The organism is Streptomyces hyaluromycini (genome assembly GCF_002217755.1).
Taxonomy (GTDB): domain Bacteria; phylum Actinomycetota; class Actinomycetes; order Streptomycetales; family Streptomycetaceae; genus Streptomyces; species Streptomyces hyaluromycini.
The window spans coordinates 39095-58715 of sequence record NZ_BCFL01000027.1 but is presented as its reverse complement, the minus strand read 5'-3'; the positions used below and the strand labels follow the sequence as shown (position 1 = coordinate 58715).

At 72.2% G+C, this 19621-nt stretch carries 19 protein-coding genes and 1 pseudogene; 3 read left to right on the top strand and 17 right to left on the bottom strand.

Annotation, left to right across the window (positions count from 1 at the left end):
- Window positions 1-18: 18 nt before the first annotated feature.
- From SSP29_RS36020 to SSP29_RS35960, 13 genes are all read right to left on the bottom strand, one after another.
- Window positions 19-1047: a glycoside hydrolase family 6 protein gene (locus SSP29_RS36020; protein WP_089105123.1), complete on the bottom strand. Its 1029-nt coding sequence runs from the start codon at window positions 1045-1047 to the stop codon at window positions 19-21.
- Window positions 1048-1399: 352 nt separating this feature from the next.
- A complete protein-coding gene (locus tag SSP29_RS36015; protein WP_089105122.1) occupies window positions 1400-2071 on the bottom strand; it encodes a class F sortase in 672 nt (223 codons plus the stop codon).
- A 12-nt stretch (window positions 2072-2083) separates the two neighbouring features.
- On the bottom strand, window positions 2084-2641 hold the full coding sequence (locus SSP29_RS36010) for a hypothetical protein (RefSeq protein WP_089105121.1): 558 nt from the start codon (window positions 2639-2641) through the stop codon (window positions 2084-2086).
- Window positions 2642-2782: 141 nt separating this feature from the next.
- Window positions 2783-3562: an HAD-IIA family hydrolase gene (locus tag SSP29_RS36005; protein WP_089105120.1), complete on the bottom strand. Its 780-nt coding sequence runs from the start codon at window positions 3560-3562 to the stop codon at window positions 2783-2785.
- A gap of 123 nt (window positions 3563-3685) precedes the next feature.
- Complete coding sequence (locus tag SSP29_RS36000) at window positions 3686-4741, bottom strand: 2-aminoethylphosphonate ABC transporter substrate-binding protein (RefSeq protein WP_089105119.1); 1056 nt, start codon at window positions 4739-4741, stop codon at window positions 3686-3688.
- 38 nt (window positions 4742-4779) lie between these two features.
- Complete coding sequence (locus tag SSP29_RS35995; protein ID WP_150135565.1) at window positions 4780-5577, bottom strand: ABC transporter permease; 798 nt, start codon at window positions 5575-5577, stop codon at window positions 4780-4782.
- Window positions 5564-6460 carry a 2-aminoethylphosphonate ABC transporter permease subunit gene (locus SSP29_RS35990; protein ID WP_150135564.1) on the bottom strand — a complete coding sequence of 299 codons (897 nt, stop codon included), beginning with the start codon at window positions 6458-6460 and terminating at the stop codon, window positions 5564-5566. The genes SSP29_RS35995 and SSP29_RS35990 overlap by 14 nt, the downstream gene beginning before the upstream one ends.
- Complete coding sequence (locus SSP29_RS35985) at window positions 6423-7487, bottom strand: ABC transporter ATP-binding protein (RefSeq protein ID WP_089105117.1); 1065 nt, start codon at window positions 7485-7487, stop codon at window positions 6423-6425. Before SSP29_RS35985 ends, SSP29_RS35990 begins: the two co-directional genes overlap by 38 nt.
- A complete protein-coding gene (locus SSP29_RS35980) occupies window positions 7484-8179 on the bottom strand; it encodes a phosphonatase-like hydrolase (protein ID WP_089105116.1) in 696 nt (231 codons plus the stop codon). The genes SSP29_RS35985 and SSP29_RS35980 overlap by 4 nt, the downstream gene beginning before the upstream one ends.
- A 5-nt stretch (window positions 8180-8184) precedes the next feature.
- A complete protein-coding gene (locus tag SSP29_RS35975) occupies window positions 8185-9309 on the bottom strand; it encodes a TIGR03364 family FAD-dependent oxidoreductase (protein WP_089105115.1) in 1125 nt (374 codons plus the stop codon).
- Between the two features lie 141 nt (window positions 9310-9450).
- Window positions 9451-10206 (bottom strand): GntR family transcriptional regulator, encoded by a 756-nt coding sequence (locus SSP29_RS35970; protein ID WP_089105114.1) that lies wholly within the window; start codon window positions 10204-10206, stop codon window positions 9451-9453.
- Window positions 10207-10248: 42 nt separating this feature from the next.
- Window positions 10249-11250, bottom strand: coding sequence for a hypothetical protein (locus SSP29_RS35965; RefSeq protein ID WP_089105350.1), 1002 nt, complete (start codon window positions 11248-11250; stop codon window positions 10249-10251).
- 223 nt (window positions 11251-11473) lie between these two features.
- A complete protein-coding gene (locus SSP29_RS35960; protein ID WP_089105113.1) occupies window positions 11474-12613 on the bottom strand; it encodes an ROK family transcriptional regulator in 1140 nt (379 codons plus the stop codon).
- 48 nt (window positions 12614-12661) lie between these two features.
- Between SSP29_RS35960 and SSP29_RS35955 the strand changes: the two genes are divergently transcribed.
- Together SSP29_RS35955 and SSP29_RS35950 are read left to right on the top strand one after the other, a co-directional pair.
- Complete coding sequence (locus tag SSP29_RS35955) at window positions 12662-13735, top strand: Gfo/Idh/MocA family oxidoreductase (protein ID WP_089105112.1); 1074 nt, start codon at window positions 12662-12664, stop codon at window positions 13733-13735.
- Window positions 13735-14236: pseudogene (locus SSP29_RS35950) on the top strand (heme-degrading domain-containing protein). Before SSP29_RS35955 ends, SSP29_RS35950 begins: the two are co-directional and overlap by 1 nt.
- 82 nt (window positions 14237-14318) lie before the next feature.
- Here the strand turns inward: SSP29_RS35950 and SSP29_RS35945 are convergent.
- A complete protein-coding gene (locus tag SSP29_RS35945) occupies window positions 14319-15176 on the bottom strand; it encodes a fumarylacetoacetate hydrolase family protein (RefSeq protein ID WP_089105349.1) in 858 nt (285 codons plus the stop codon).
- Window positions 15177-15305: 129 nt separating this feature from the next.
- Complete coding sequence (locus SSP29_RS35940; RefSeq protein WP_150135561.1) at window positions 15306-15833, bottom strand: winged helix-turn-helix transcriptional regulator; 528 nt, start codon at window positions 15831-15833, stop codon at window positions 15306-15308.
- Window positions 15834-15901: 68 nt separating this feature from the next.
- Between SSP29_RS35940 and SSP29_RS35935 the strand changes: the two genes are divergently transcribed.
- Window positions 15902-17311 carry an MFS transporter gene (locus tag SSP29_RS35935; protein ID WP_150135560.1) on the top strand — a complete coding sequence of 470 codons (1410 nt, stop codon included), beginning with the start codon at window positions 15902-15904 and terminating at the stop codon, window positions 17309-17311.
- Window positions 17312-17485: 174 nt separating this feature from the next.
- On the opposite strand, the gene SSP29_RS35930 is transcribed toward SSP29_RS35935, so the two are convergent.
- Both SSP29_RS35930 and SSP29_RS35920 read right to left on the bottom strand, forming a co-directional pair.
- A complete protein-coding gene (locus SSP29_RS35930; RefSeq protein ID WP_089105108.1) occupies window positions 17486-18088 on the bottom strand; it encodes a hypothetical protein in 603 nt (200 codons plus the stop codon).
- Window positions 18089-18579: 491 nt separating this feature from the next.
- Window positions 18580-19368 carry a class E sortase gene (locus tag SSP29_RS35920; protein WP_150135559.1) on the bottom strand — a complete coding sequence of 263 codons (789 nt, stop codon included), beginning with the start codon at window positions 19366-19368 and terminating at the stop codon, window positions 18580-18582.
- Window positions 19369-19621 lie beyond the last annotated feature (253 nt).

Genomic DNA, 19621 nt, shown 5'->3' with positions numbered 1-19621 from the left:
TGACTCCGCCCCGCGCCCCTAGGTATCCGACCCTTGGGCGAGTTTCAAGGCGTAGGTCGGCCACCAATTCCCCGCCTGCGGGCCGCCCTTGCAGGTGCCGTCCGATTCTCCCGGGCGCTTGACCCACAGGTAGGCATCCACCAAGGGGTCGGCCGTCTTCGTCGTCGGGGTTTCTCCCAGGGCCCGGCCCGGGGGGTTGCACCAGCGTTCGTCCGGGTTGCCGCCCGCGTACGGGCCGTTGCCGTTTCTGCTGGTGTCGATGACGAAGTGTTTGTTGCCGACCTTCTCCGACAGCTGCTTGCCGTAGGTGATGGAGTCCTGGGTGGAGTAGAAGTTGGAGACGTTGACCGCGAAGCCGTCGGCCTGGGTGACGCCCGCCTCCTGGAGGGGCTGGTAGATCTGGTCGGGGTGGCCCCAGCCGGCGTTGCCCGCGTCCAGGTAGACCTTGGTGTTCTTCAGGGACTTGAGTTTCGTGATCGCGCCGCGTAACAGGTCGTAGCGCTCCTCTGCGAACCGGGCCGGGGTGCAGCCGTCCACCAGGTGCAGTACCGCGTCCGGTTCCAGGACGATGGTGGCCGGGCGGTCCTGGATGCCGTTCGCGACGCCGTCGATCCACGCCCGGTACGCGTCGCCGTCGGCCGCGCCGCCCTGGCTGTACTGGCCGCAGTCGCGGTGCGGGATGTTGTAGAGGACCAGGAGGGCCGTGCGGTCGGACTTCTGGGCGGCCTCGGTGAAGCCGCGCGCCTCCTGCTCCGGGTTCTCCGGGCCGATCCACTCGCCCGTCGGCTGTGCCGCTATCTTGCGGATCTGCTCGGCGTCGCCGTCCTTGCCGGCCTTCGCGTAGGCCTTCACCTGGCGGGCCGCGTTGGAGTCCGGGTTCACCCAGAACGGGTCGGCCTCCTTGGGCTGTTGGGTGATCGCCGCCTGTGGACTCGCGGCCGGCTTGTCCCCGCCTCCGCCGCCGCCCGAGGAGCAGCCGGCGAGCAGCAGCGCCGCTCCCAGTGCCCCGGCCCGGGCCGCCGAGCGGGCTCCCCTGCTGTCGTACATCCAATTCCCCCCTGGGTGCACTTGGCCAGAGCCCAATCGTGACATACCAGCCGCACTCGCCACGAGATCGCCCAACCCTTGTCGGTGAGCTGTTACAGCCCGGATTGACGGGCGGGTTTACGGGCGAGTCGACGAGTGGGGGGAGGCTTGGCGGGCACGAACCTAGGCCCGGGCGCCTGTTGCCCTCTAGAGTCGCTTGCGGGCGGCCCGCGCCCCGGCCGCCTTCCCAGCCTCCCGCGCCTGACGCCGGGTTACTCCCGCGGCCCGAGCGCGCGGTCGAGGACCGGCCCGGTCGGCGGTCTCAGGGGAGCAGGCCGTCGACCGGGCGACAGGTGACCGCGGTGTTCCGGCCCTATACGGCGGTGCCGGTGAGGTACGCCGAGACGATCACGTTCGCCGTGTAGCTGTGGGTGGTCCGGTCGAAGGTGCCGCCGCAGGTGATCAGGCGGAGCTCGGCACGGCCGGACTCCCGCGTGCCGTAGGCCTGTTGGGCGTCGAAGTGGTCGCGGGGCAGGACCCGGACGTCGTCGACGGTGAACTCGGCGACCGTGTTGTCGGCGCGGACCACGCGGATCGTCTCGCCGGGGCGCATCGCGCTGATCTTGTAGAAGACGGCCGGCCGGGTCTCGGTGTCGACGTGCCCGACCAGGACCGCGGTGCCGGCCGCGCCGGGGTCGGTCCCGGAGCCGTACCAGCCGACCACGCCGGGCTGGTCGAAGGGCGGCGGGTCGACCCCGCCGTCCCGGTCGAGACCGCGGGCGACCACGGGGGCCTGCACGCCCAGTTCCGGTATGTCGACGCGCTCGGGCACGGCCGAGGTCAACGGCTTGGCGGCGGGCGGGAGTTCGGGGTCGGACGGGGGGCGGCCGACGGCGGCCACGTCACCCGTGGTCGGACCCGTCATCCCGTCGGGCACCTCGGTCACCCCGCGGCCCCACAGCCACAGCCCGAGCAGCAGGATCGCCCAGGCCACCCCGGTCAGCAGCCGTCCGGTGCCGGGGAATCGTTCGGTGTCGTCGGACATGCGGTCCCGTCCTCAGCGCGAACCGCGGCCGCGACGGACCCTCAGCAGTCCGACGGCGGCCGCGGCGAAAGCGGCGAGGAGCAGGCCGGTCACCGCCTGTGCGGTGTCGGGACCGGCCGAGCGGGACTCCACCGAGGCGAGCGGAGCGGTGCCCCCGCCGCCCGCGTGCACGGGCGCGACCGGCGAGGCGGGCAGCAAGCCGGGCACGTCCGGCCCGGACGACGACTGCGCCACGACGGCGACGCTGCCGGTGACGGCGGTGCCGGCGCAGCTGACCCGCACGTCGTAGGTGCCGGCGCCGATCGTGGAGCGGACCTGGGCCTGGCCGGTCAGGTCGCCGCCGGTGCCGCCGAGGCGGGCGTCCGAGACGAAGGCCGTCGAGACGGCGGTGCCGGTCGTACCCGAGCAGCCGCTCACCCGCAGCGCCACGACGGACCCGGCGGACGGGGAAGCCGGGGTCACGGTGACGCCCTGGCCGTCCGCCGCACGGGCGGCCGCCGGGGAGAGGCCGGAGAGACCGGCGGCGCAGACCAGGAGTCCGGTACAGAGAGTGAGGCGAAGTGAGCCCATCGTGAACCTCCAGATATCTGGAGGCTCCCCCGCACCGGGCGCCCCCGCATCCTCGGGGGGCGCTTTCTTGCTCCGTACGGGTGGCGACAGGTTTGGTGCTGCCCGCCGGTCCTCGCCGGTCGGAGGCCGTTCGGCGGCGGTTCAGATCCGCTCGACGAGGTCCGCGATCGAGTCCACGACCTCGGAGGGCCGGAAGGGGTGGCGGTCGACGTCGGCCGGCTGGGTGACGCCGGACAGCACCAGGAAGGTGCGCATCCCGGCCTCCAGGCCCGCGAGGACGTCGGTGTCCATGCGGTCGCCGATCATCGCCGAGGTCTCCGAGTGGGCGCCGATGGCGTTCAGGCCCGCCCGCATCATCAGCGGGTTGGGCTTGCCGACGAAGTACGGCTGCTTGCCGGTCGCGGCGGTGATCAGCGCGGCGACCGAGCCGGTGGCGGGCAGGTCGCCCTCCACGGACGGGCCGACGTTGTCGGGGTTGGTGGCGATGAACCGGGCGCCGTCGTTGATCAGCCGCACGGCCTTGGTCAGCGCCTCGAACGAGTAGGTGCGGGTCTCGCCGAGAATGACGAAGTCGGGCTCGTGGTCGGTGAGGATGTACCCGATGTCGTGCAGCGCGGTGGTCAGGCCGGCCTCGCCGATGACGTAGGCGCTGCCGCCGGGCCGCTGGTCGTCCAGGAACTGGGCGGTGGCCAGCGCCGAGGTCCAGATGTTGTCCACCGGCACGTCAAGACCCATCCGGCGCAGCCGTGCGTGCAGGTCACGGGCGGTGTAGATGGAGTTGTTCGTGAGCACCAGGAAGGGCCGCCCGGACTCCCGCAGCTTCTTCAGGAAGGCGTCCGCTCCGGGGATCGGAACGCCCTCGTGGATGAGAACCCCGTCCATGTCGGTGAGCCACGACTCGATGGGCTTGCGCTCTGCCATGTGGTGCGTCTCCTGGCGTACGTACGGGTCATGCGTGAGCTGGGGCGCCGGAACCACGGCGTACCGACGCCCCCAGACTAGACACACACGGGATCACCCGGGAACGCCCGGCTCACCTGCCGGTCAGCTGCCGGTCGCCGACTTCCACGCCGCCACGTACGACGTGAGGTTCTTGTCGATGTCGTTCCAGTCCGGCGTGAACACGTCGACGCCGTCCATCAGCTTCGTCAGCGCGGCCGCGTTGGCGTCGGTGGCCTTGACGTCGGTACGGGCGCTGAAGCCGCCGCCGATCGAGCTGACCTCCTCCTGCTGCTTCTGCGCGAGCATGAAGTCGAGGAGCTTCCGGCCGTTCTCGGTGTGCGGGGCGCCGGTGAGCAGGCCGGCCGCGTAGGGCAGCGCGAAGGTGGTGGGCTTGCCGCCCTCGGCCGCCGGGAACCAGATGCCCAGGTTGGGCATGGTCTTGGACTGGGCGTAGTTCATCTGGACGTCGCCGTTGGCGACCAGCAGTTCGCCCTTGTCGACCTTGGGGGCGAGCTTGCCGGTGGAGGCGGACGGCCCGACGTTGTTGGCCTGGAGCCTGCCGAGGTACTCCAGTGCCTGCTTCTCCCCGCCGAAGTCGTGGATCGCCTTGATCAGCACGGCGGTTCCGTCGCCGGCGACACCGGGCGTGGAGTACTGCAGCCTGTTCTTGTACGTGCCGTCGAGCAGTTCCTCCCAGGTCGTCGGCGCCTGCTTCAGCTCCTTCTTGTCGTAGACGAAGGCGAAGTAGTTGTTGACGACGGAGGTCCAGGTGCCGTCGGCGGCCTTGTCGGCGGCGCCGACCCGCGCCGAGCCCTCGGGCTCGTACTTCTGCAGCAGCCCCTTGCTGTCGGCCTGCTGGACGAACGGCGGGAGCGTGACCAGCACATCGGCCTGCGGGTTGCTCTTCTCCCGCAGGGCGCGCTGCACCACCTCACCGGAACCGCCCTCGACGTACTTGACCTTGATGCCGGTCTGCCGGGTGAAGTCGGCGAAGACCTTGTCGTACCAGCCGTCGTTGTTCTCGCCCTTGAGGCCGTCGGCGCTGTAGACGGTGACGGCCTTCTCGTCGGCGGCGGCCGAGGAGCCGCCGCAGGCGGAGAGCAGCGGGGTGGCGAGGAGCGAGACGGCTACGGCGATCTTGAACGTGTTTCTGGGCATGGCGAGGCGAACTCCTTGCACGGATGAGGGAAATCGGATCAGCGGTACGAGGCTCTGTTGCGGACGCGGGAGACGGCGAACAGGACGATCAGGGTCGCCGCCATCAGGACCACCGCCAGGGCGGAGCCGGCGAACAGGGCGCCGCGGTCGGTGGCCGAGTAGATCAGGACCGGAAGCGGGGTCCAGTCGGGCGGATAGAGCATCATCGTGGCGCTCAGCTCGCCCATGGAGAGGGCGAAGCAGAGCCCCGCGGCGGCGGTGAGCGAGGGCAGCAGCAGGGGCAGCCGGACCCGCCACAGCACATACGCCGGCCGGGCGCCGAGGGAGGCGGCGGCCTGCTCGTAGGCGGGGTCGAGGCGGGTGATCGCGGCCGACACGGACTGGTGGGCGAAGGCCGTCACCAGCACGGTGTGCGCGAGGATCACGATCCACCGGGTGCCGTTGAGCAGCATCGGCGGCTTGGAGAAGGCCACCAGCAGCGACAGCCCGACCACCACCGACGGCACGGCGACCGGCAGCACGAACAGGGCGTCGACGATCCGCCGGTACCGCTTCTTCAGCCCGGCCGCGGCGAGCGCGGCCCAGGTGCCGACGGCCAGTGCGAGCAGGCTCGCGGTGACGGCCGTGACGAGGCTGGTGGTGAGGGCCTGCAGGGCGTCGCCGCGGGTGGCGGACCGGAAGTTGGCCACGGTCGGCCCCGAGGGCAGCACGCCGGACCAGTGGGTGGCGGAGGAGGCGCCGAGGACGACGAGGAGAGGGAGGGCGAAGAGCGGCAGGAACAGCACGGCGAACACCGCCCACACCGCCCACCTGGCCCCGCGGCTATGCACCAGCACGACGGCTCACCACCCGGTAGAGGCCGTAGAGACCCACGGAGATCAGGACGTTGACGACGGCGACCACGCAGGCGCCCGGGTAGTCGGACTCCAGGATCGCCTTGCTGTAGACGAGCATCGGCAGGGTCGTGACCCCCTTGGCGCCGGTGAACAGCACGATCCCGAACTCGTTCAGACAGAGCACCAGCACCAGACTCCCGCCGGCCGCGAGCGCGGGCAGCGCCTCGGGAAGGATCACCTGCCGCACGATCCGCGGAGCCCGCGCCCCCAGACTCGACGCCGCCTCGATCTGCGCGGCGTCCACCTGGGAGAAGGCGGCGAGCACCGGCCGCATCACGAACGGCGTGAAGTAGGTGACCTCGGCGAGCAGCACCCCCCAGGGCGTGGTCAGGAACTGGAACGACCCGATGATCCCGGTCGTGCCGTAGATGAAGAGCAGGGCGAGCGTGATGAGAAAGGACGGAAAGGAGAGATAGACGTCGATGAACCGGGCGACGGCCTTGGCTCCGGGAAAGGGAACGAAGGCGATGACGAGGGCGAGCAGAAACCCGAGCACCAGACAGCCGGCGGTGGAGGCGGCGGCGATCCAGACGGTGGTCCAGAGAGCGTTGCGAAACGACTCGGAGGCGAACACGTCGGCGTACGGCTGGAGGGAAGTACCGCCGGTGTCGGGGTGAACGGACTGCTGGACGACGAGGGCGAGCGGATAGAGGAAGAAGAGGGCGAGCAATGCAACGGGCGGCAGGACCAACGCGCCCCGAAAGGGGCGCGGGGCTGTATCTGATTTGCGGCTGCCGCCGCGTGGGCGCGACCAGCCCCCACCGGCCCGCAGCCGAGCCACAACCTCACCCACGGCCGACTCCGACCGGCAGCAACACCGCATCCTCCGCCGCGAAATGCAGACTCACGGAATCCCCGAACCCCGGCGGATCCCGCAACTCCCTCAGATCGGCCATCACCACTTCCCCACCCACCTCGACACACAGCCGATGCGTGGCCCCCCGCCACTGCACATCGGTCACCGTGCCGACCAGCCTGTTCGGCCCTTCGCCGAGCCCCACCAGGTGCGGCCGCACGCACAACGTCGCCCTAGCCCCGGCCGCAACACCCCCCGTGTCGACCTTCACCGCGACCCCCGCGAAGTCCACTCCCCCGGCCCCCACGGTCACCGGCAGCAGATTCGCCCCGCCGACGAAGGACGCCGTGAACTCGTCGGCCGGCGCCCGGTAGAGCTCTGTCGGCGTCCCGCACGCCCGTAGCCGCGCCCTGTCCATGACCGCGATCCGGTCGGCCAGCGTCAACGCCTCGACCTGGTCATGGGTGACGTAGAGGATCGACACGTCCGGCAACTCCCGGTGCAGCCGGCCGAGTTCGGCCAGCATCCCGGACCGCAGCTGCGCGTCGAGCGCGGACAGTGGTTCGTCGAGGAGCAGCACCTCCGGCCGGATGGCCAACGCCCGTGCGATCGCGACCCGTTGCTGCTGGCCGCCGGACAGCTCCCGCGGATGGCGGCGGGCGTACGCCGCCATCCCGGTCATCTCCAGCGCCTCGGCGACCCGCTCCCGGACCTCGGCCTTGGGTGTCCTGCGTGCCCGCAGCCCGAAGGCCACGTTGTCGGCGACCCGCAGGTGCGGGAAGAGCGCGTACTGCTGCACCACCATCCCGATTCCGCGCCGGTGGGGCGGCAGGTCGGTGACGTCCCGGTCCCCGAGGAACACCCGCCCGGAGACGGGCCGTACGAACCCGGCGACCGCCCGCAGCGCGGTCGTCTTGCCGGAGCCGGACGGCCCGAGCAGGGCCATCACCTCGCCGGGCCCGACGGTCAGGTCGAGGGAGTCCAGCACCACGTTCCCGTCGTAGGCGACGCTCACCGAGTCGAAGCGGATGCCGCTGCTGATCCCGCTGCTCATGCGAGCGCTCCCGGCAGGTCGGCCACCGAGTCCAGCACCAGGGTCGCCCCGGCCGCCCGCAGGGCGTCCGCGTCGTGCGCCCCGGTCAGGACGCCGGCCACCAGCCCCGCCCCGGCGCGCACCCCGCTGAGCATGTCGTACGAGGTGTCGCCCACGACGGCGATCTGCCCGACCCCGTCGGCGGCCCGCGTCCGCAGGAAGGCCGTGAGGACCATGTCGGGGCAGGGCCGCCCGCGGCCCCCGGCGTCGGCGGGGCACAGGGTGAGCGGCACCAGGTCCTGCCAGCCGAGGGCGGCGAGGATCGCGTCCTGGGTGGCGCGGGCGAAACCGGTGGTCAGCACGACCGTACGGCCCCGCCCCTGAAGTTCCTCGATGGTCTCGCGCGCCCCGGGCAGCGCCTCGACCCTGCCCGCGTCGACGAGTTCGGCGTACGCCGCCTCGAAGGCCCTGTTGGCCTCCTGGGCCCTGGCCTCCTCGCCGAACAGGTGCCGGAAGACGGAGATCTTGGACTCGCCCATCGTGGCGCGGACGTAGTCGATCATCCGGTCGGGGTCGGCGCCCAGGTGGCGGGCGGCCGCGGTGAACGCCTGCTCGACGAGCCCGCCGTCCGCGACGGTCGTACCGGCCATGTCGAGCACGACGAGCCGGATGTCTTCGGTCGAGGTCGGGGTCCAGGTCGGGGTCGGGGTCATCTCTCTCACCAGTCCAGCTCGTCGGCGGTTGTCTCGGCTATCGCGGGCGAGCAGGTCATGCCGCGCCCGCCGGGCCCGGTGACCAGCCACACCCCGTCGGCCACCTGCTGCCGGTGGACGACCCGCGAGGGGTCGGTGCACTGGGCGTACACCCCGGCCCAGCGGCGCCGGACGCGCGGCAGCGGCCGGCCGAGGAGGGACTCGACGACGCCGGCGAGGTGCTCGTACGGCTCTTCGACGGTGTCGAAGGCGAAGGGGTGTTCGTACTCGTGGGTGTCGCCGATGGTGAGGCCGCCGTCGACGCGCTGCACCATGAGCAGCTGCATGCGGTGGGTCGCCGCCGTCTCCGGCTGCGGCGAGCGGGCGTTGAGCTCGTCCAGGGCCGGGGAGGCGTACGCGGGGTAGTAGCGGAAGCTGTCGGCGTCGGCGACCGAGGTGGGGAGGGGTTCGCCGAGCGGGTCGGTCTGCATCATCTGGAGGCGGACGCGGCGCACCGGCAGGTCGGGGCCGGCCAGCTCGCGCACCAGGCCGCCGAGCCAGGCGCCGGTGCACAGGACGACGGCGTCGGCGGCATGCACCTCGCCGTGGTCGTCCCGGACCGTCCCCGCTCCGGTCACCTCGCGCACCTCACGGCCCGGCAGGAAGGTGTAGTTCGGGGACTTCAGCAGTTCGGCGCGGAGGGCGAGCTGGGCGGTGCGGGGTTCGACGGCCGCGTCCCGTTCGCAGTAGAGGGCGGCGTCGAACGCTCCGCGCAGGGCGGGGTTCAGGGCACGGGCCTCGGCGGGGGTGAGCAGCTTGTGGCCGCGGGCGGCCGCGTCGCCGCGGGCCACGGCGGCCTCGGCGACGGCGAGTTCGTATGCGCCGCGCACCGGGGTCAGCGACCCGTTGGCACGGAAGCCGAGCGCGGGCACCCGGCCGCCGATCTCCTCCCACAACTCCCTGGCCCGCAGGGCAGTTTCGAGTTCCGCTCCGCCCGCGCGCCCGCTCACCCAGATCTGCCCGAAGTTGCGCAGCGAGGCGCCGCGGGCCTCGGCCTCGCGCTCGATCTGCACGACCTCGTGGCCGCGTTCCACTGCCTGCCAGGCGTGCATGGTGCCCACCACGCCTGCTCCGACGACTGTCACTCTCACGACCGCCACGCTCCTCGCGACTGGGGAACCGGAAAGGTCCGGCTGCCAACGAGAGCGTGAACCGGCCATCACATTTGGGCTAGACCCGTTATCTTTTCGTGATAATCAAGAGAGGGCAGAAGTATCCCGAATCGGTGCTTTTCAGCCGCGCAGACGGGTCGTGAACGAGAACCGGTCCCCCCGGTACAGCGACCGCACCCGCTCCAGCGGCCGCCCCTCGGTGTCCCGTGACACCCGGTGGATCAGCAGCATCGGAAGGGCCGGCGGGGTGCCGATGAGGAGGGCCTCGCGCGGGGTGGCCAGCACGGTCTCGATGCGTTCGTCGGCGTCCCCGAAGGCGATGCCCTGCTCGTGCAGGTAGCCGTAGAAGGACGAGTCGGGGTGGAAGTCGGAGTCGAGGCGCGGGACCCGGGCGACGGCGACGTACGTGCTCTCCAGGCCGACCCGCTCGTCGTCGGCGAGCAGCACGCGCTCCAGGTGCCAGACGGGTTCGCCGCGCTCCAGGCCGGTCTCGGCGGCGAGGGCCGCCGGGCACGGGAAGCGGTCGAGGGTGACCAGGCTGCGGCCGGGGGTGCGGCCCTGGCGCCGTACGCCTTCCGTGTAGCTGGCGAGGGAGAGCGGCTGCTCCAGCTTGGGCCCCGCGACGACCGTGCCCCGGCCCTGCCGGCGCAGCTTGCCCTCAAGCACCAGTTCGCGCAGCGCCTGCCGGACGGTCTCGCGGGCGACCCCGTACTCCTCCGAGAGATCACGCTCGGTGGGGATGAGACCGCCCTCCCCCAGTTCGCCGACGAGCCGGTCGATCCGCGCCTTGACCGCGTAGTACTTCGGGATGCGGCCGTGCTCGGGGATGCCGGAGCGGACGGGGGCGCCGGGGGCCTGGTCGTTCGGGTAGTCCACGCAGGGATGGTCGCAGACGGCGCCTCCCGCACCGGACGAGGGTCACCGCCGTCGGCGTGCCAGCAGGAACGCGCCGACTCCTACGGTGAGCAGGGCGAGGGCGGCCGTGAACAGGCCGTGGGCCAGGCCGAGGCCGGTGCGGGCCAGTTCGCGGGCGCGTTCCCCGGCCGCCCAGGCACCCTCGGCGTCCCAGGCCCCCGTGCCGCCGTCCCCGCCTCCCCGGGCCTCGTCGGTGAAGGGTCGGGCGCTGCCGCCGGGCGAGGCGGTGGGGGTGCCCCCGGGAGTGGCTCCGGGGCTGGCCCCCGGGCTGGTGTCGGGGTCGGCGGGACTTTCGGGACCTCCGGGGGTTTCCGTGCCTTCGGGGGTTTCCGTGCCTTCGGGGCTTTCGGGGCTGGTCCCCCGGGGCGTCTGCGGGCCGACCTGCGCGCCGCCGGAAGGGACGGCTGGGGCGATGCTCGCGGGCGGGGGCGGCGGTTCGCCGCCGATGCCGAAGCGGTAGTCGTTCGACTCCCCCACCCACTCGCCGTCCGACCCCTGCCGCTGGACGACGGCCGCGTTGGCCGTGACCCCGTTGCGTACGGCGTCGGAGGTGACGGCGAGTCTGACCTTGACCGAGACGGTCGCCCCGGGTGCCACGGTGAACCCGGGGAAGCCGGTCCCGTCGAACACGCCGACCAGCTCGGACTCGTCGGTCACCGTCAGCGGGACCGGGCGGGTGCGCGGGCCGTCGTAGAACTCCAGCTCGGTCTGGGACGGCTTGAGGGCACGCTTGTCGTCGACGAGGACGACGACCGGGTGGACGTCGGTGCAGGTGCGGCCCGTGGTGTTGGTGAGGTCGAGGTACCAGGTGCCGAAGCCGCCGCCGGCTTCGTAGGACGAGGGGCCGTCGTGGAGGCGGGTGGTGAGGGGGAAGCCCGGCTCGTCGGCACCCGCGCAGGACGTCCCGGCGACGGCGGGGGCTGCCGTCGCCGACGGCGCGGGGGCGAGTACGGCGGCTGCGGCGGCCAGGCAGAGGGACAGGGGAGTGCTCAGTCGCATGCGCATGGACAGGTGACTCTGCCGGGCACGGGCCGAGATCACCGGACGCCACTCCACGGGAACGGACACACTCCGCCCGATCAGCCGTCGCCGGTACCCCGTTCGCCGCCGCCTGTTCGCCGCCCCCTGTTCGCCGCCGCCGCTCTTCCCCACCCAGCCGCCGCTCTTCCTCACCCCGCCGCGACGGCGATCAACCACAACGGCGGATTTCGGCGGTGCCGAACAGCGGTCAGCCGTCCGCGCGTCCGAACAGCGGAGCGAGGAGCAGCTGGGCCGCGCCCTCCGCGACACCCCGGCCGCCGCCGGGGGCGAGGCGGACGGGGACCGTCGTACGCAGGCTCCCCTCCCGCCGGGTGTGGTCGTCGAGGACGGCGGCGACCCCCTGCACGAACGGCTCCGGCGCGGCCGCGATGGTCCGGCCGCCGAGCAGCACGAGGTCGATGTCGAGCAGGCCGGCCAGGTTCGCGGCGCCGACGCCGAGGACCCGCGCCGCCTCGGCCACGTCACCGCGGGCCACCGCCGCCAGGCACAGCGCCTCGATGCAGCCGCGGTTGCCGCAGTGGCAGGGCGGCCCGTCGAGCTGGACGACCTGGTGCCCGAACTCCCCGGCCCCGGTACGCGCCCCCCGGTGCACGGTGTCGCCGATCACCAGACCGGCGCCCAGCCCCGTACCGAGGAGCAGGCAGGCGAAGGACCCGCTCTCGCCGCCGACGGCGAGTCCGAGGGCCGCCGCGTTGCTGTCCTTGTCGACGACGACCGGCACCCCGAGCCGCGCCGCGAGCGCGTCCCGCAGCGGGAAGCCGTCCCACTCGGGGAACCCGGTGACCCGGTGCAGCACCCCGTGGATGTGGTCGAGCGGACCGGGCGCCCCGACCCCGACCCCGAGCAGGGTGTCGCCGCCGCGCTCGACCAGCTCCCCGGCCAGCTCCACGACCGCGCCGAGGACGGCCTCCGCCCCGGCCCCCAGGTCCACCTCCGCCTGCCGCGCCGCCACCACCGTGCCGTCGAGGTCGACGAGCACCGCGCGCAGCTCGTCCCGGTCGAGCTGGATCCCCACCGCGTGCCCGGCGTCCGGCACCAGCCGCAGTACGGTGGCCGGCTTGCCGCCCGTGGACGCGCGCCGCCCGGCCTCCGCGGCGAGACCCTCCTCCCGCAGCCGGGCGGTGATCTTGCTGACCGCCTGCGGGGTGAGCCCGGTCCGCTCGGCCAGTTCGAGCCGGCTGATGCCGCCCTCGCCCGCCGTGCGCAGCAGATCCAGCACCAGCGCGGTGTTGTGACTGCGCATGGCCGGCAGATTCGCTCCGACCGCACCCGGTCGCCCGCCGGCCGTACCCGGTCGTCCGCTCCTCGTCGTGTTCACGGCACTCATTCTCCCTGCCACTTGCACTTTGGCAACAGCGTTGCGAAAGTAGGACGCATGACAGCTGCCACTCCCCTGCGCGTCGGCCTCGTCGGCTACGGCCTCGCCGGATCCGTCTTCCACGCCCCCCTGATCGCCGCCGCCGAGGGCCTCGGCCTGGACACGGTGGTCACCTCGAACCCCGAGCGGCAGGCGCAGGCGAAGGCCGAGTTCCCCGACGTCCGGACGGTCGCCACCCCCGACGAGCTGTTCGACCGGGCTGCGGAACTCGACCTCCTCGTCATCGCGTCCCCGAACAAGACGCACGTGCCGCTGGCGACGACCGCCCTCAAGGCGGGCCTGCCGGTCGTGGTCGACAAGCCGGTCGCCGGCACCGCCGCCGAGGCGCGCGGGCTGGCCGCCCTGGCCGAGGAGCGCGGTCTGCTGCTCTCGGTCTTCCAGAACCGCCGCTGGGACAACGACTTCCTCACCCTGCGCAAGCTTCTTGAGGACGGTTCGCTGGGCGATCCCTGGCGCTTCGAGTCCCGCTTCGAACGCTGGCGTCCGCAGCCCAAGGGCGGCTGGCGCGAGTCCGGCGACCCGGCAGAGATCGGAGGTCTCCTCTACGACCTCGGCAGCCATGTCGTCGACCAGGCCCTGGTGCTCTTCGGCCCCGCCACCGAGGTGTACGCCGAGTCGGTGATCCGCCGGTCCGGCGCCGAGACCGACGACGACACGTTCATCGCGCTCACCCACGCGAACGGTGTCCGCTCCCACCTCTACGTCTCGGCGACGACGGCCCAGCTCGGCCCGCGTTTCCGGGTGCTGGGCTCGAAGGCCGGTTACGTCAAGTACGGCCTGGACCCGCAGGAGGACGCCCTGCGCACGGGCGAGCGCCCCGGCGCCGCGGACGCGTGGGGCCACGAACCGGAGTCGCTGTACGGTCGTATCGGCGCCGGCGAGTCCCCGGTCACCGGCGGCCGGGCCGTCCCCACCCTCCCCGGTGACTACCCCGCGTACTACGCGGCCGTGGCCCGGGCCCTGCGGGGCGAGGGCCCCAACCCGGTGACCGCACTGGAGGCGGCCGCCGCCCTGGACGTACTGGAAGCAGCCCGCCGCTCGGCGCGAGACAAGGTGACGGTGACCCTCTGATGCAGCACCCGCAGATCACCCCGCGGTTCGCCCCCCGAACTCACCCCTTCGCTGGAAGAGCTGGAGAAGCAGGAGCGACTCCTGGTCTTCCGGCAGTTCACGTACGACGACGCGTGGGCCCTCGGTTCCCTGCTGGTGGAGATGGCCCGGGAGCGCCAGGCCCCCGTGGCCGTCGACATCCACCGCGCGGGCCAGCAGCTCTTCCACGCGGCCCTGCCCGGATCCACCCCCGACAACGACGCCTGGATCACCCGCAAGCGCCGGGTGGTGGAGCGCTACGGCTCGGCGTCCTACCTGGTCGGCGCCCGCTTCCGGGCCAAGGGCACGACCTTCGAGGAGTCCTCCCGCCTGGACCCGGACGAGTACGCGGCCCACGGCGGCTCGTTCCCGATCACCGTCGAGAACGCCGGCGTGATCGGATCGGTGACGGTCTCAGGCCTGCCCCAACTGGAGGACCACCGCTTCGTGGTGGAGGCCCTGGAAAGCTTCCTCAAGCTGTAGCGCCCCTTTAGGGGCGCGGGGAACTGCGCGAGCAACCACGACGAAGCCGCACCCGCCCGCGCAGAGCACCCCCCCCCGCCCCTTAGGCGTCTTTGAGCTCCTGCCGCTGACGCCCGAGCCCCCCGATCTCCAGCTCCACCACATCCCCGGCCCGCAGGAACGGCTTCGGCTCCGGCGCCCCCAACGCGACCCCCGCCGGAGTCCCGGTGTTGATGACATCCCCGGGGTACAGCACCATGAACCGGCTGACATACCGCACCACTTCGGCGACCGAAAAGATCTGCTCGGCCGTGGTCCCGTCCTGCTTCAGCTCACCGTTCACCCAGAGCTTCAGCGACAGCCCCTGCGGATCGCCGACCTCGTCCGCGGTCACCAGCCACGGCCCTAGCGGGTTGAACGTCTCGCAGTTCTTCCCCTTGTCCCAGGTCCCGCCCCGCTCGATCTGGAACTCCCGCTCGGACACGTCGTGCGCGACGGCGTACCCGGCGACATAGGCCAGCGGGTCCTCGTCGTCGGCCACATAACGGGCCGTACGCCCGATGACGACCGCCAGCTCCACCTCCCAGTCGGTCTTCACGGACCCGCGGGGCACCAGCACGGTGTCGTACGGCCCGACGACCGTGTCCGCGGCCTTGAAGAAGACGACCGGCTCGGCCGGCGGCTCGGCCCCCGTCTCGCGGGCGTGGTCGTGGTAGTTGAGCCCGATGCACACGACCTTGCCGATCCGCCCCAGCGGCGGCCCGATCCGCAGCCCGGTCGCGTCGAGCGCGGGCAGCTCCCCCGCGTCGGCGGCGGCGCGGACGCGCCCGAGCGCCGCGTCGTCGGCGAGCAGCGCCCCGTCGATGTCGTCGACGATCCCCGTCAGGTCCCGCAGGACACCCTCGGCGTCGAGCAGCGCGGGCCGCTCCGCCCCCGCCGTACCGACTCGCAGCAGCTTCATGGTCGTCACCATCTCCTTTGACAGCAGTCGCCCGACCGATGGGTGCAGCCATCGGAGGACTGGTCGATCCTCCAAGATGAGCGTGCAACGGGCAAGAGCCTGTTCACGTACTGGACCGTAGGCAGCGGCTCACGCGTGATCCGTTTCCAGCGGCTCCAGGAGCCTCTTGGGCTTGAGGAGCGCCCGGCTGACCGGGTCCGCCGGGTCGGGGTCGAGTCCGGGCCCCGGCGTGAGGAGAACGTCCGCGGCGGGTACGACGGTTCCGCAGGCGGGACATTCGCCGTACGAGCCGAGTTCGGTCCCGCAGTCCACGTGCCGGAAGTAGCGCAGCCGGCGTTCCGTGAAGTGCTCGCGCCCCCAGACGGCGAGGGCGCGCAGGGCGGGCCACAGCTCGATCCCGCGCTCGGTGACGACGTACTCGTCCCGGGGCGGTGAGTCCTGGTACCGGCGCTTCTCCAGGATCCCCTCCTCGGTGAGCGTCCTGAGGCGGGCCGACAGGACCGCGCGCGGGATGCCGAGGTGGACGAGGAAGTCGTTGTAGCGCCGGACGCCGTAGAGCGCGTCGCGGATGACGAGCAGGGTCCAGCGCTCGCCGACGACCTCCAGCGCGCTGGCGAGCGAGCACTCCTGTGTCGCGTAGTCCTTGCCCAGTGCCATGGGGACCACCTTAGTCAGTTTCCCTCTCGCAGGTTCAATGAACGAACCAACGGTGCTACGGTACCCCCATGACTAGGTTCAATGAAAGAACCATGAAGCGTGCAAGCCCTGCACCGGTCACGGAAGCCACCCCGGCCCCCGTCCGGAGCGGCCGCCCCACCCTGGCCCTCACCAGCGCCGCGACCGCCGTGGCCCTGATGACGTACACCGCCCCGATGGTCACGCTCCCGGACACGGTCGCCGCCCTGCACACCCCGCTCTCCGCCCAGGCCTGGCTGCTGAACGGCACCCCGCTCGGCCTCGCCGCCCTCCTGCTGGTGGTCGGCAGCCTGGCCGACGACTACGGCCGCCGCCGGGTCTTCGTCGCCGGCACCCTCGCCCTCGGCCTGACCACCGCCCTCGGCGGCCTGACGACCTCCACCTGGGCCTTCACCCTGGCCCGGGTGGCACAGGGCGCGGCGAGCGCGGCGATCCTGGCGAGCAGCCTGGGCCTGCTGGTGGCCGCGTTCCCGAGCCCGCGCGGCCGGCTGCACGCGACGGGCGTGTGGGGCGCGTTCGTGAGCGGCGGCATCGCACTCGGTCCGCTGGTCGCCGGCGCGATGCCCAGCTGGCGGGTGGCGTACGCCGTCCTGGGCGCGGCCGCGCTGCTGGTGGCCGGAGTCTCCTTCCGCACGCTGACGGAGTCCCGCTCACCGCGCGGCGGCCGCCCGGACGTCGCCGGGGCCCTCACCTTCGGGCTGGCGCTGGTGTCCCTGGTGGCGGCACTGACCCTGGGCCGGGACGGGTGGCTGCGCGCACCGGTGGCCCTGCTGCTGGCGGCCACGGTCGTCCTGCTGGCGGCCTTCACCCTCGTCGAGCGCCGCTTCTCGTCGACCCCGATGATCGACCTGGCCCTCTTCCGCACCCCCCGCTTCCTGGCCTCCTCCCTCAGCGGCCTGGTCACGGGCCTGACGGTGATAGGCCTGTTCAGCTATCTGCCGGCGCTGCTCCAGCAGACGCTGGGAATGTCCGCGATGGACACGGCGTGGCTGTTCCTGCTCTGGTCCGGCCTGTCCTTCACGGTGGCGCTGCAGGCGAAGCGCCTCGCGGGCCGGGTCTCACCCCGCTGGCAACTCGCCGCCGGTTTCCTCCTCCACGCGGGCGGCGCGCTGGCCATGCTGGGCGCCCTGGACGCGGGTTCCTGGCCCCGGCTGCTGCCGGGCCTGGTCCTGGGCGGGGTGGGCAGCGGCCTCCTCAACGCCGCGCTCCCCCTCCTGGCGGTGGAGTCGGTCCCCGCCGCCCGGGCCGCGATGGGCTCGGGCGCCCAGCAGACCTTCCGCTACATCGGCTCCTGCGCGGGCGTGGCCCTGACCATCGCCCTGGCCACGTCGTCCGGCACCGGCCTGGCACACGGGGCGGACGTGGCGATGGCGGTCTCCGCGGGGGTGGCGGTACTGGGGGCGGCGGGGGTGGTGGCGCTGCGGGAGCGGGCGCGGTAGCGGATCCGGCATCCGGCATGAGCGGATCCGGCGCCGGAAGTGCCTCGATCGACCGTACGTTCCTTCACCAGCGCGGAAGTGCCCGACGCGCCTTCGCAGACGCGCCGGGCACTTCCCCGAAGTGAGCTCAGAGCGATCCCCGAGTGAGCTCAAAGTGCTTCCTGCTCCCGCCCGTTACCGGGCGGCCCGGGCCGCCGGCCGGACAGCGGGCGGCTTGACGTGCGGAGCGGGAGCGGAACTGTTCGCGGGCTGCCACATGCGGGCAACTCCCGCGGGCGTGGCCTTTTCGAACCCCGACCAGACACTGCCCCCTCGCCATGCGGACCCGTCCCAGACGAAGGCCGCGGCCTGCGTTCCGTAGAAGCCCGCCCCGCACGAAGCCCACCCGCCCCAGTCGATGCCCTGCTCCGGCCCCCACGGACCCCATCGGTTCACGCCGGTGGCACCGAACTTCCAGTCACTGCTGCGGCACACGTCCCAGGCGGACCCGTTCCACTTGAAGACGATGGCTCGCGTGGCGGCCCAGCCGTCGGGCTCGTTCAGACCCGTACCGCATCCCTGCTTCAGCGCGTAGGTCACCGAGTAGGCGAGGTTGCCGGAGAACGCGCCGGGCCTCTGGTGGTCGATTCCTGCGTCTCCCTGGACGCACAGACCGGAAGCGTTGTACACGGTGACCCTTCGGGCCCAGGTGTACGCGTTCGCCGGCTGCGTCCACAGCGCTGCCATCAGCAACGCGACGAACATGCACAGCGTGGCTTTCAGAGACAGGCGGGACATGGTCATGATCCCTCCGGTGCTTGAGTCTCCTGCGACTCGGCGACCGCCGTGCCGTTTCGAGGAGGCACCACAGGCGGGGAGATGCCGAACTCCTCACCCGGAGTGGCACCACCCGTCTCGACGGCACCTGTCAAGGCGGCACCGACCAGCAGGAAGCGCCGCAGACACATCATGTCCTCGGCATACGTGACTCCCAGAACCCCCATGAGGTCCTGGGCCTGGGCCAAGGGCGAGACAGCGGGGCGGCCGGTATCTTCCCGGCCCCACCAGATGTGTCCGCGACTGCGGACGTGAGTGCTCCGAGGTCGAGGACCCCGGGCTCACCGAACCTCTTCACGGTAGGCGATGCGGTCGACCGTCGCCTGCCGGGAGCCACAGGGAGCCGAACCGGGCCTCGGCGCTTCCTCACCCGTCGGCCTTCGCCAGCTCCTCAACTCCCGTGAATATCACCGGAACCCGACCCCCGGCCCTTCGCCCCCCGCACCCGACGGTCACCCGGTCCCCGCCCGCGGCCGCATCGACACCAGCTTCCCCCACACCACCATCCGGTACCGCGAGGTGAACTCGGGCGTACAGGTGGTGAGCGTGATGTAGTAGCCGGGCTCCTTGTACCCGTACGACGGCTTCACGATCGAACGCGGTACGGCCCTGACGACCCCCGAGTCCCGGGACGACGTCTGCGGCAGGATCTGGTCCACGGCATACGTGTACGTCGCCGACTCCGTCTCGACCTCGATCGTGTCCTTGCGCCTGAGCCGCGGCAGATAGCGGAACGGCTCGCCGTGGGTGTTGCGGTGCCCGGCGAGCGCGAAGTTCCCGGCCTGGCCCGGCTGCTGGGTACCGGGGTAGTGGCCGACGTACCCGTGGTTGAGCACCTTCGGCTTGCTGACGCCCTCGGCGATCGGGACGCGCAGCCCGAGCCGCGGGATGACGAGGACGGCGTACGCCTGGGATGCGACGACCCGGGTGGTGTACGACGTCTGCCGCCGCCCGGCGCCGGACGACCCGGCGGACGAACCGGAACCGGCCGCACCGGAGCCGCCCGTTCCTCCACCGCCATCGCCTCCGGAGCCGTTCGACTGCCCGCTGCCCCACTCCCGCTCCAGTGCCGCCACCTTCCGCTCGGCCCCCTGCCTGGCCTCCCGGTTGGTCCACCACAGCTGGTGCACGACAAGGAGCATGAGCACCACGCCCACCGTGACGAGGAGTTCACCCCCGGTCCACAGCACCCGCCGGCGCCGGGCCCGCCACCGCCGCTCACCGTGCCCCACGACCCGCACCGCGCACCTCCCGCCGACCCCCGGTCGGTCCCGCACGATAAGGCGCCCGCCGCCAACTCACCAGAGCTGCACGGCTCCCCGTCACCGGACCTCCCCACGACGGTTTCCCCACCGCTTCCTTCACGGGTTTTAGAAACCACTGTCAGAAAGCACTGTCACAACCCTCGACAACCTCGCACGCCACACCTGATGCTTCCTGTTGGCATGCGGGGGGACGAGTCAACGCCGGTCCGGGAACCGGTGTTTGAGCCGC

What these genes read in the sequence shown, in the direction of transcription:
- SSP29_RS35985 (WP_089105117.1), bottom strand. Translation starts at nt 7,487, where the DNA reads ATGAGCAGCGGGATCAGCAGCGGCATCCGCTTCGACTCGGTGAGCGTC.
- SSP29_RS35955 (WP_089105112.1), top strand. Translation starts at nt 12,662, where the DNA reads ATGACAGCTGCCACTCCCCTGCGCGTCGGCCTCGTCGGCTACGGCCTC.
- SSP29_RS35965 (WP_089105350.1), bottom strand. Translation starts at nt 11,250, where the DNA reads ATGCGCATGCGACTGAGCACTCCCCTGTCCCTCTGCCTGGCCGCCGCA.
- SSP29_RS35935 (WP_150135560.1), top strand. Translation starts at nt 15,902, where the DNA reads ATGACTAGGTTCAATGAAAGAACCATGAAGCGTGCAAGCCCTGCACCG.
- SSP29_RS36015 (WP_089105122.1), bottom strand. Translation starts at nt 2,071, where the DNA reads ATGTCCGACGACACCGAACGATTCCCCGGCACCGGACGGCTGCTGACC.
- SSP29_RS36010 (WP_089105121.1), bottom strand. Translation starts at nt 2,641, where the DNA reads ATGGGCTCACTTCGCCTCACTCTCTGTACCGGACTCCTGGTCTGCGCC.
- SSP29_RS35960 (WP_089105113.1), bottom strand. Translation starts at nt 12,613, where the DNA reads ATGAGTGCCGTGAACACGACGAGGAGCGGACGACCGGGTACGGCCGGC.
- SSP29_RS35940 (WP_150135561.1), bottom strand. Translation starts at nt 15,833, where the DNA reads ATGGCACTGGGCAAGGACTACGCGACACAGGAGTGCTCGCTCGCCAGC.
- SSP29_RS36020 (WP_089105123.1), bottom strand. Translation starts at nt 1,047, where the DNA reads ATGTACGACAGCAGGGGAGCCCGCTCGGCGGCCCGGGCCGGGGCACTG.
- SSP29_RS35980 (WP_089105116.1), bottom strand. Translation starts at nt 8,179, where the DNA reads ATGACCCCGACCCCGACCTGGACCCCGACCTCGACCGAAGACATCCGG.
- SSP29_RS35930 (WP_089105108.1), bottom strand. Translation starts at nt 18,088, where the DNA reads ATGTCCCGCCTGTCTCTGAAAGCCACGCTGTGCATGTTCGTCGCGTTG.
- SSP29_RS35945 (WP_089105349.1), bottom strand. Translation starts at nt 15,176, where the DNA reads ATGAAGCTGCTGCGAGTCGGTACGGCGGGGGCGGAGCGGCCCGCGCTG.
- SSP29_RS36000 (WP_089105119.1), bottom strand. Translation starts at nt 4,741, where the DNA reads ATGCCCAGAAACACGTTCAAGATCGCCGTAGCCGTCTCGCTCCTCGCC.
- SSP29_RS36005 (WP_089105120.1), bottom strand. Translation starts at nt 3,562, where the DNA reads ATGGCAGAGCGCAAGCCCATCGAGTCGTGGCTCACCGACATGGACGGG.
- SSP29_RS35990 (WP_150135564.1), bottom strand. Translation starts at nt 6,460, where the DNA reads ATGCGGTGTTGCTGCCGGTCGGAGTCGGCCGTGGGTGAGGTTGTGGCT.